The 7,468-nt window shown below is 57.0% G+C and carries 6 protein-coding genes and 1 pseudogene; 2 read left to right on the top strand and 5 right to left on the bottom strand.

The window, feature by feature from the left end; genetic code table 11:
- Nucleotides 1–527: pseudogene (locus EOA86_RS40275) on the top strand (TlpA family protein disulfide reductase); the annotation flags it as partial.
- A gap of 400 nt (nucleotides 528–927) precedes the next feature.
- Here the strand turns inward: EOA86_RS40275 and EOA86_RS38625 are convergent.
- The 3 genes from EOA86_RS38625 to EOA86_RS14635 all read right to left on the bottom strand — a co-directional run bounded on the left by EOA86_RS38625 (nucleotide 928) and on the right by EOA86_RS14635 (nucleotide 3,727).
- Entirely contained in the window at nucleotides 928–1,068 is a 141-nt protein-coding gene (locus EOA86_RS38625) for a hypothetical protein (protein WP_164783577.1), read from the bottom strand.
- A gap of 204 nt (nucleotides 1,069–1,272) precedes the next feature.
- A complete protein-coding gene (locus EOA86_RS14640) occupies nucleotides 1,273–2,025 on the bottom strand; it encodes a DsbA family protein (RefSeq protein ID WP_245455205.1) in 753 nt (250 codons plus the stop codon).
- Nucleotides 2,026–2,860: 835 nt separating this feature from the next.
- The gene (locus EOA86_RS14635; protein WP_126038507.1) at nucleotides 2,861–3,727 is read right to left on the bottom strand and encodes a sulfotransferase domain-containing protein; all 867 of its coding nucleotides are present in this window, start codon (nucleotides 3,725–3,727) and stop codon (nucleotides 2,861–2,863) included.
- A 728-nt stretch (nucleotides 3,728–4,455) separates the two neighbouring features.
- On the opposite strand from EOA86_RS14635, the gene EOA86_RS14630 reads away from it, so the two are divergent.
- The gene (locus tag EOA86_RS14630) at nucleotides 4,456–5,244 is read left to right on the top strand and encodes a MurR/RpiR family transcriptional regulator (RefSeq protein ID WP_164891752.1); all 789 of its coding nucleotides are present in this window, start codon (nucleotides 4,456–4,458) and stop codon (nucleotides 5,242–5,244) included.
- Between the two features lie 578 nt (nucleotides 5,245–5,822).
- Here EOA86_RS14630 and EOA86_RS14625 read toward each other — a convergent pair.
- Nucleotides 5,823–6,362, bottom strand: coding sequence for a hypothetical protein (locus tag EOA86_RS14625; RefSeq protein WP_051695334.1), 540 nt, complete (start codon nucleotides 6,360–6,362; stop codon nucleotides 5,823–5,825).
- Nucleotides 6,359–7,039, bottom strand: a complete 681-nt coding sequence (locus EOA86_RS14620) for a methyltransferase (protein ID WP_029354798.1) — start codon at nucleotides 7,037–7,039, stop codon at nucleotides 6,359–6,361. Before EOA86_RS14620 ends, EOA86_RS14625 begins: the two co-directional genes overlap by 4 nt.
- Nucleotides 7,040–7,468 lie beyond the last annotated feature (429 nt).

The raw sequence follows: 7,468 nt of genomic DNA, 5'->3' as shown, positions 1-7,468 counted from the left end.
CCTTGATGCCGGACAACCTCGGTTTCCGCCGTTCTCATGTGAATCTGTTGCTTCACAAAATGAAGGACATGCAGGTCGGCTTGCCCGTCATGCGCCAATTCGTTCGCGACGCGATCAACAGAAACTCCGAGAATTGGATGGTTGCGGCGTTAGACGAGCTCTTCTTTCCGAACCTTGACCATTCGCACTTTCCGTCTGCTGAGCGCTTGGCGATGGGAAAACAGCTGTCCGAACACATCCTGGCACTGAATCCCCCGGAAAGCGACAAACGTAAGCTCCTGCCTTATCGTTTGGCAGCCCTGTACTATCACGAGAGCGGCAACAAAGATCGGGCGATCGAGTTGATCGAGCTGGCACTGAAGTCGCAGGGCGGTCCGGAGCTTATCCGGGACGAAGATGAACAGCGCGAAATATCGCATTTACTGCAGTTCCTGGCCTACTTCAAGGGTGAGAAGGTTTGTTACGGCGCTCTGTGTGCGGTTCCAAACAATGGCCGATTCGACAGCTGGTATACCGTTTGCGGCTGATTGTCAGGTTTATGTAAGGGACAGAATTGGCCGGGCGGACAGCTCTTGATGCGAACGGCGCAAACCCCCGCCCGGCTTGCGAAATCACCTGGGCCGCTCTTTTGGACCTAAGTCCGAAGGACTGCGGCCTTCTAAGATGCCCGCCTTTGTTTAGGCGGGCTATGAGCTGAGCTACGGGTTTTGCCCGCTTCTAACCGTTCGCCAGCCTGGCGCAGGTGCCTCTCAACACCTCCACCACACCGAGGTTTCATGCGGGTAGCGAATTCGATCTTGGCGGCATGGCCATTAAGCACATGGGATGGCCTCGCTGGCGGCATGCCTGTGATCTGGTGCTGCAGCCCACGCTTGCCTCCGCCAGCGGTTCGATGAGGCAGCCTGTCGCACAATTGATATCAGGACTTCAATGCCGGAACGCCGGCGCCACCCTCAATTCAATAAATGAGGTGTCGCGCACCACGATTGGCTGCTTGATCCAGGCAATTCCGGCCGCCGTCATCCTCAATGAGGTGACCTCGACCAGAGCCTCGGCCTTGAATGGCATGATCGAGGTGCATGGGTGCGGCCACCGTCATTTTCGTCAATCCGAACGGGATTTCTTGCAACCGCTTTGCGGCTTTATCCAACACGCCAAGGGCCGCGCTGTCGACAGGTGGCGCGAGCTTGGCGCCGAGGCGTCCACGTCAACAGATTCTTCTGACAATCGGGACTTGTACGATCACCCCAGGGGGGCGAGAGCCCATGACGATCATCGTCGCGCCGGCCGCGATCTGAAGCAGGCGTCGGCGCGCCTCCCGCCTATCTTCTGGCGAGGCTTCGGTGAAAGACGCCGATGGCGGAACGGAAACACCAGGACCGGCTGAATAGATCCCGAGCTGTGCGATCGCGTTCGGCCAAGTTGAGGAAAGCGAGCTGAATGCAGGACTTTGCACGCTAGCACCGCGTTGCCGGGCCATATAAGAGATTTGGCCCGGCGCGAGAAGCGGCACTCGTGGCCAAAGAACGGGATCGCACCGGCCGCCACGCTGTCAAAATGCCGAAGTTGTGATCCGGCACGACGCTTAGCTTCTTCCCGCTCTTTGGCGATGAAGCGTTCCAGCGTGTGAATCTTGAGCACACCTGAAATCACTTCGTCGCCGAGAACCAACGCCGGCGTGACGTTGATGTACAGCTCCTTGGCGAGCGCGCAATTGCGCTCGAGGACGTTTTCGATGGCGCGGTCTTCCATGTCCCGCTTGAGCTGCTCAACCTCGAGGCCAACGTGTCGTGCGATAGTCAAGATATCGAATTGGCTGAGCTGGCCGCGAGCAGCCATAAGGGCGTGATGGAACGCCTCATATTTTCCCTGTTTGCTGGAGGCGAGCGCCGCCAGTGCGGCAAATTTGGAACCCGGTCTCTTGCCCGGACAATGTTTGTAGACAACCTTCAGCATGGGATCATGCTTGAGGGCTTGCTGGATTGTACGGTCTTCCGCCCGGCACCGCGGGCAGTTGTAGTCCAAAAATAAGACGAGAGGGACGTCGCCATTCGGGTTGCCAGCAGTTGGCGCAGCGGCGTCGTTAAGAGTGCGTCGCGCCGCTCTGGAATGAGCTTCCGCCAAAACGCGACGAGCCGGCTATGGTTTTCATGCTGGCGCACGTAGTCTTTGGCAACTGGACCATATTGCGTCGCCAGCCCGAAAAAAAGCAGGGCTAGGGCTGAAAGAGCGATAAGGCCGGCTTTTGGCGTAAGGCATGGTTAGGCTCCAATTAACAGTGAACGGCAGGGCGGCAACGGCTGGCCTTTTGACGTCAAAGGGGGCACCGCTTTAATGCTCACCCGCTGTTCGCGGATGACGGGAGGTCAAGGGGCTCGTGCTATTCGAAGAGATGCGGTGGGATGGCTGGGCCCAACAGCCGACCCATCCGTGAGCGGCGCTGTGTGCGTGCGAACTGCCCCCGCGGTCGCCGTTCGCCGAGCGACTTCAGGCGGCCGAGTGCGATGGCTGAGCGTGACTGCAGCAAACACCTGCACGTAAAGCTGGGATAAGAGGGCTTAGGGCGCGCGGGACTCGCGCTGCGGTGTGCGGGATTATATTCAACAATTCTTGTCTCCTAACCGGATCGAGGCAGGTTCCTCCCTCCCGGGCATCTCCCGTCGCTGCGCTCCGGTCGAACGTTGCACCAAGGGTCCTTGCAAGCCCCGCGCCAATCGCGATGTCGGCACTTCAGGAAGTGATTGCGCGGGCGGCAGGTGGGCAGTGGTCAGCGCGCCTTTCCAGAATATCGCTCGCATAAACGTCCGGCGAGCGGCTCCGAGCGTACCTGCCATCGCCGGGCTCTGCGACAGCCTGAAATCTATCTCGAACCAAATCCGAATCGCTCGTTGAGTCTCGTCCCTCCCAGCGCGGTAAACCGCGCCTCGATCTCGGCATTCCAGCAAGCCTCCCACGAAGTTCGCCCGCTGGACAGGGTGAAGGTCTGCTGTCCGATTAGCTGGTTTAAGATCAGCTCAGGCTGCGGCGGCCGCTCGATCTCGCAAAACTCTACAATTCTGCGAATGGTCTCGAACTGAACTTCGCGTCCTTGGTCGCCTATGATCTGCTCATAGCTCAATCCAAGAACATTCTCCTGATCCGCCCACGGTGCCACTGGATGGCAGCGATCATTGAAAATGAAAGGCGCGATCTCATCGAAGTACTTCAGCATTTTGTCAGGTCCGTCCGGCTCATTGCGCCACGTAATCTCAGCCCTCTCAGGCGGGCACCAATCGCTGTCACCTACATATCGCATCTGCGACACAATTGCCGCACGCATTTCGCGCGAAAGAAAGACGATCTTGAAATCCGCTAAACAATGGCGAGTGCCGATGTCGCACGGTAGATGCCCATAGCCAAACTGACCGGGCTGAATAAAGCGCGAGGATATCTCGATCGGTATCCATAGAATATTTTCGGAATGAGTGAAGCGAGCTCGCTCGACATCCACAAAGCGGAAGTCTCCAAGATAGTCTTTATTAAAGAACACATCGGACTGTACAAGCCCGAGCAGTCCAAGCAGACGGGCATATAGGTGGGTGCCCGCCTTCGGAATGGAACATATCATAACCCGCGAGCTTGAGCGGCCGGCCGTCGGCTTGATTGACCAAGATTCATTCGAGCAGGGATAAAGTGGAAAGGGTTGACCCGCGATATCGCGCAGCTCTTCTGGAAGCGGGTGAAACATTGTGGTTTCCTCACTGTTGCAGCGGCTTTTTTAAACAGCCGGAGCCAATGCGCGACAGGACAAGTTCCTGACCAGCTTGACCCCAAGCAGTCGCGCCCTCTGTTGCCGTACCAGAGAAGTAAAGCCCGTCGCATGCGCTAGCCGCGAGACGAACCGCTAGTACGGGTGGCATCGGCAAGCTCGTGGCCAACTTGCTGAGATGAGCTATTTACCAAACGCCACGTCGGCGTTCCCTAGAGATGTAGTCACCTTGTCATGCCCCCGGTTTCGATCGGACGATGAACCTAATCATAGAAGAACGCAAGTAAGATTGGTTATGTCGCCAATATACTAATGAATATATTTTCCCAGACGGCACCGCTTGCGTTGCCGTGCAGTCGTCCCCACTGCCCTGACGACGAGGACACCACGGTTTGCGCGGCGCATGCGCAGCCAGTAAAGTAAGCTCCATTGACAGCATCGGGCCAGGAGACGTCGTTAAACGAGGCCACTCGCAAGACCGCCTCGCGAGCGGCCGAGCGCATGCCCTCGCGTCCATTGCCCCGACTGCCGAGACATGGGCGCGAACGGAGCGGCAGCCGGAATCCGATATCGACCTTGTCTATGATCTGCGTCAGTGAACCGTCATCGAGACTCGAATATGCAGGGCTTTGCTAGGCCTTCGCGGGTCGACTGCCAGCTTGGAACGAACACTAAGACACATGCGGAAGCCCCGACATACACAGAAATTGCTGCTAGACATCATCTATGATGCAATTAACACGGCTCCGAATGCGCTCGCACGTATAGCTCTGTATGTTGCACAAGACCCCGAGGCTGTTCTGGCGCTGTCCATTGCCGACCTTGCGCGCAACACCGCTACCGGTTCTGCTTCAATTGTAAGATTTTGCCGAACCTTGGGACTCTCGGGATTTCGCGAGTTTAAGATTGCGCTCAGCGGCGAAATTGAGCGGCGGAAGTTGAGCGGCGAACTGGCTGAACGCGCGCCATCAGAAGCTGTAGACACAGCTCCTCGGATCGCCATCCTCAGTTCTGCTTTACAAAACTCAATTTCCGTGTCCGCTCGTGGTTTTGACGACCTTCAAATTAGTGGGTTTGCCAACCGCATCCGAGCGGCCCGACGCGTCGAACTGTTCGGCACGGGGCCGTCATCCGTCTGCGCTGATATTCTGGCCATGCGACTGATCTGCCTAGGTTTCCCCGCACATTGCTCGGGGTCCGCCACCGTGTCTCACGCTCTCGCGCGAGGGCTTGGCTCGTTGAGCCTCGCCATTGGCATTTCGTCGCGTGGCCACACTGTGGAAACCAAGGATTTTCTGGCTATTGCGCGCGAAACCGGAGCATACACGATTGCCATTACGACCCGCGTTGACTGCCCGATCGCCCGGACTGCGGACGAGGTGGTATTGTTTACCTCGGCTGAGGCTTGGCCACAGGCCGGGTCGGCGATGCACGTGCCGCCTCTGGTGTTGCTGAGCGAATATCTTTGCCAGTGTCTGCAGATGGCGGAAGTCTGAATCCCCACCAAGGCCAATTCGGGCAGTTCCGAGGTTATTTCCGGATCCCACCTCGGTCTTCGTCGCGCGTGCTCGCGTGCACGAGCCATTGAAGCGATAAACTTGAACCGCACTTTCGACTGTGCGTACTGCGTGCTTGTTACATGGAAACGACGAACTCACCGAGCAACCCTCTTGCCACGGCGCGGGGGTGTTTGGTGATCATAGGGGAAGCTTCAACAATTGAGAAGCTGACGAACTACTACACCGGGATCAAACCGGAGGACAAGGCAGGTTCCTCGTCGTTGGGCAAGGCTGCAGCACCAGGTCGACTCCGTGACCTAGGCGGTCCATGCGCAAGGTTCGACGGCGCGCTCGCCGACTGAGTGGCGCTGGAGGGCCTCGAGAGGGCATGGGTCGGCCGCAGCAGCGTGGGACGCAGGAAGGCAGGCAAGATCCTAGCTTCCTTCTTCACCGACAGCAAGTCAGCGGCTCCTTTTGCCGGTCGACAGATCGGTGGACCAGGTCGAGCTTCTTCCATGTCCACTTCTACGTTTGCCACGGTGTTCGGGAATTCCTGGGAGATTGGGGGCTGACATCTATCGCGTGCTGCCACGAAGGTTGGTATTGACGTATTTCGCGAGGTCTAGCGCGGAGATGCTACCAACCAATTGGTCCAGACTCATTTCGGCCGAGATTGAGGCGGAATGCTCCAGGAGTGCAAGGAGATCATCCCTGTGCTTCGAATGGTGGTTCTCCAGGTGCATCTCGACCTTTCGCGCGATGACGTCCGCGAAACTCGCCCTTGTCCCAAAAAGCGGATCGTTGATTAACGCCGTCGGTCGTTCCTGTTCGAGAACCCAATTTATCGCCAGGGTCCCGTTCGATCTCAAGAATACGATCTCCAGCTCCGCGTCGGCAGGTCGCGATGTGGCAATGGAGAACCCCGCGTCCGCCAGAGCCCTGGTATCCTTATCCACAGCCTGATTGAATGCGGCCAAATTGACATGATGAATGTCAATGTCGTTCGGCGCACGCTGGATGAACTGCGAAAGGACGCTACTGCCCGCTACCCAGCTATCTTTGCTCCGATTGCGCGAAATGGCGACCAACGCAATGCGCATCAGCTCGGGCATCATGCGCTTGTGGCCTTCTTTGATATTGAGAACAGCCTGTAAGTTACGTTGACGTCGGGATAGGTCCCGGCTCGCAGAAGCACAGATGTGAGATCATTTGAACCCGCAATCTTTTCAAGAAGGTCGTCACGGGCATTAGTGCCGAACCCAAGAACGATACGACCTGATTCCGTAAGGAACCTTGGGCCATCTGAAAGAAATCTCTCGAGCAAGTTGTACCCTGGATCGATCGCACCACCTTCGAGGTCGTGGACAAACTCGTAATCTTCTGGAGCGTAGCTCGACGGGTAGTTCCAAAATATGATGTCGAACCTTCTGCCAGGTGGAACATTGTTAAATATATCGCTTGCGATGACCTCGACGTTACTAATTCCGTTTCTTGCAGCATTCTCCAACGTGTTCGCGACGGCCCTCGGATTGATGTCACAAGTCAGCAACGACAGCGCGCCAGTCTTTGCCAACAGAAGGCCGGGAAGACCGAAACCGCAGCCGATTTCTAAGACGGTCTTTCCGTCGAATGGGGGAAAATTCTCGCTAATCCAACGCCAACTCTGGAAGTGCTCTGGAGGAAAAACCCCTTCCTGTACGACCAGATCCAGTCCGAATGCCTGCATCTGACGCGGGAAAGTGGCTTGTTGACTTGTCCGAAGCGTTGTCCTGATACGATCAAGTTCGCTCATTGTTCTCCGGCCTTCCGGCGCGGTGCCATGCCTGGTTGTTTTCCCGGCTCGACGGCATCAACGGTTCGCTTCAGTAAGCAATTCCAAAGAGGCATTGAAAACAGACCGGCCTCAAGAATGAGGCGGTCCCAAGATGAGCGGAGGGGTGCATACCGGAAGAGGCCTTCTAGACCGGCTCGATCCCCCTGGAAATACCGCTGGACGGCTGTCGTTAGGCCCGACTTTGCTGCGGTTAGGAGTGCTCTGTCGTAACAGAATCTTGCGTGGGCAAACGCGCTACCATCACTCCGATTGTCCGGCATCGGCGCAGCTCCCCTGTCGCCGAGAACGTTTAGCAACATTTGGAAAGATGAATGGGCAATGTAGCCGGAATCGAGAGAAATCCAAGCAGTCGCTTCGTCGCCCAACGACCGGCACCTAAGTATCTGT

The sequence above is a fragment of the Mesorhizobium sp. M5C.F.Ca.IN.020.32.2.1 genome, from assembly GCF_004023105.1.
GTDB lineage: Bacteria > Pseudomonadota > Alphaproteobacteria > Rhizobiales > Rhizobiaceae > Mesorhizobium > Mesorhizobium wenxiniae.
Note: the sequence above shows the minus strand (reverse complement) of the source record. Positions and strands in the feature narration are given on the sequence as shown.

Bases quoted from the DNA above. Each gene is read 5' to 3' on its own strand.
- EOA86_RS38625 (WP_164783577.1), bottom strand. From the start codon at position 1,068: ATGCCATTCAAGGCCGAGGCTCTGGTCGAGGTCACCTCATTGAGGATG.
- EOA86_RS14635 (WP_126038507.1), bottom strand. From the start codon at position 3,727: ATGTTTCACCCGCTTCCAGAAGAGCTGCGCGATATCGCGGGTCAACCC.
- EOA86_RS14625 (WP_051695334.1), bottom strand. From the start codon at position 6,362: ATGATGCCCGAGCTGATGCGCATTGCGTTGGTCGCCATTTCGCGCAAT.
- EOA86_RS14620 (WP_029354798.1), bottom strand. From the start codon at position 7,039: ATGAGCGAACTTGATCGTATCAGGACAACGCTTCGGACAAGTCAACAA.